The sequence below is a fragment of the Polynucleobacter sp. 35-46-11 genome, from assembly GCF_002281105.1.
Genome location: NZ_NCFJ01000464.1, coordinates 1 through 1965, shown reverse-complemented (window position 1 = coordinate 1965; position 1965 = coordinate 1). Strand labels below are relative to the sequence as shown.

Annotated in this window: 3 protein-coding genes; 2 read left to right on the top strand and 1 reads right to left on the bottom strand. The window is 45.0% G+C overall.

Features of this window, described 5'->3' with window-relative positions; translation table 11 throughout:
* The first annotated feature begins 150 nt into the window (after positions 1–150).
* Both B7Y67_RS16405 and B7Y67_RS16400 read left to right on the top strand, forming a co-directional pair.
* On the top strand, positions 151–330 hold the full coding sequence (locus B7Y67_RS16405) for a hypothetical protein (protein ID WP_293599545.1): 180 nt from the start codon (positions 151–153) through the stop codon (positions 328–330).
* 13 nt (positions 331–343) lie between these two features.
* Positions 344–1420 (top strand): acyltransferase family protein, encoded by a 1077-nt coding sequence (locus B7Y67_RS16400; protein ID WP_293599544.1) that lies wholly within the window; start codon positions 344–346, stop codon positions 1418–1420.
* A gap of 8 nt (positions 1421–1428) precedes the next feature.
* On the opposite strand, the gene yjgA is transcribed toward B7Y67_RS16400, so the two are convergent.
* Positions 1429–1965, bottom strand: a 537-nt coding sequence (gene yjgA, locus B7Y67_RS16395; RefSeq protein ID WP_367227298.1) for a ribosome biogenesis factor YjgA, incomplete at its 5' end; no start/stop codon positions are given.

Genomic DNA, 1965 nt, shown 5'->3' with positions numbered 1-1965 from the left:
GAATGGCTATCCAGAGAGTAGCATGTGGTTGCCTGGTTTGCTCATAGCAATTGAACTGCTTTTGCAGGGCTGGTCATTGCTTTTCTTGGGCTTAGCTGCACGTTCATTGACTAAGTAATGGTGAGGGATGTATTCATACATTAAAGCGTTATGGCAATGAAAAAAACTGATCTCTATAAGAACCTTGCGTTGACTACCGCTCAGCGTATGAAGAATGCCAAGAAGGTGCCTAAGCCTGGCGCAGCTGAGAGTGTTGCTAAGACCAAGAAGGAGCTCGCTAGTAGTAATCCTATGCTCGCGTCTTTAATGAGTAAGGCTAAACCTAAGTAGCTTTTAATCACTCTTGAAGCAAGCCTCTCCACTATTACTGATTGATCTACTTAAGGTCTTTGCGGCATTTGTCATCATCCTGCATCACCTTGCTAGCTATGGACAGATTGCATTAGATGCACGAGCATTTTTGCCCGGCATCATGGACTGGCTATTTGAGTATGGAAGTTTTGCAGTGCAAATCTTTTTGGTGATGGCAGGGTACTTGGCCACGCAATCACTAACCCGATTTGCAAATGAAAAATTTAGCAGTCAGAAATTACTGCGAGTCATCATTAATCGCTATCTTCGCTTGTTTGCACCCTACGTCGCCGCTTTGATTTTTACCATTTTTTGCGCCTGGATAGCTCGCCATTGGGTAAATGATGAGTTCGTTGGTGAGCAAGAGACGCTGGGTCAATTTGTGGCACACCTGTTTTTTCTGCAGGGCATTTTAGGCTTAGACTCGATTTCTGCTGGCGCTTGGTATGTCGCGATTGACTGGCAACTCTACTCAGTACTAGCGATATTGCTCATTTCTTTTTCTTCGTATCAAACCTTAATTTGGTTGCTCAGCATTGTTGCGGTGAGCTCCTTGCTGTACTTCAATCGCTCGGCGCAGTACGAGTCTTACTTCATTTGTTTCTTGGGCTCTTACACCTTGGGTATGTTGGCCTATCTTGCCAAGAACTATTCGGACCAAAAGATCAGAGTCTTAGCAAAACTGCTGATCGTCGTCATTGGTGTAGTGATTGCAGTCTCTTCTTTGCAGGAGGCGTGGGGAAGAAATATATTGGCCTGGTTTGTAGCCTTACTTCTATTGCTTTGGGGTGACGCTAGCTATCCTACTTTGCGTCAAGGTGGAATGAATGCCAAAAGAGTGTTCTTACGGGCAATTGCTTGGGCAAGCCCACGCTCTTACTGCGCCTTCTTAATCCACTTTGCATTTATTTTGTTGGCGAACACTATTTATATAGCCTGGGGCTTACACGCTCATGCTAGTGGCTCTATTGCTATTGGCCTGATGCTAATGGTGGTGTTATGTAGTGTGGTCGCCGCTAACTATTTATATCGCTGGGTAGAGATTCCTGCTACTAAGCTCAAGGTCTGAGTGCTAAATCAAATTCCCATATCCTTGAGGACGCGGAAGATTTCTCGATAAGCCTTAGGTGGCTTATTGCTTTCTTTTTCTTTGCGCGCGTTGCGAATGAGGGTGCGCATATTCTGAATATCCATATCGGGATATTGCTCAATCATTTTGGTGAAAGCTGCATCATCGGCGATCAGTCGATCGCGATAAGACTCTAAATGGTGAAGCTTGGCAGTCTCTGCTTTGCTAACACCCTGGATTGCATCTAGACGCTTCTGAATGGCATCTAGTTCCTCTTCATCTAAAAAGCGCATCAGTTTGCCAAGGTATTGTTTATGGCGACGTATGGCTTCAAAACTTTTGATTTTGTTAGTTTCAGCAATCGCAGCTTTAATCACCTCATCTAGCGGAATAGTCTTTAATGCATCGCTACTGAGTGCAGCCAGAACCTCCGCCAATTTCTGGCGCTCTGTCATTTGGCGCTTGAGCTCTGACTTGCTAGGACCCTCATCAAGATCTTCTTTCTTGGGGGTACGGTTCTTTTCATTAACGTGCATGGGGCTATT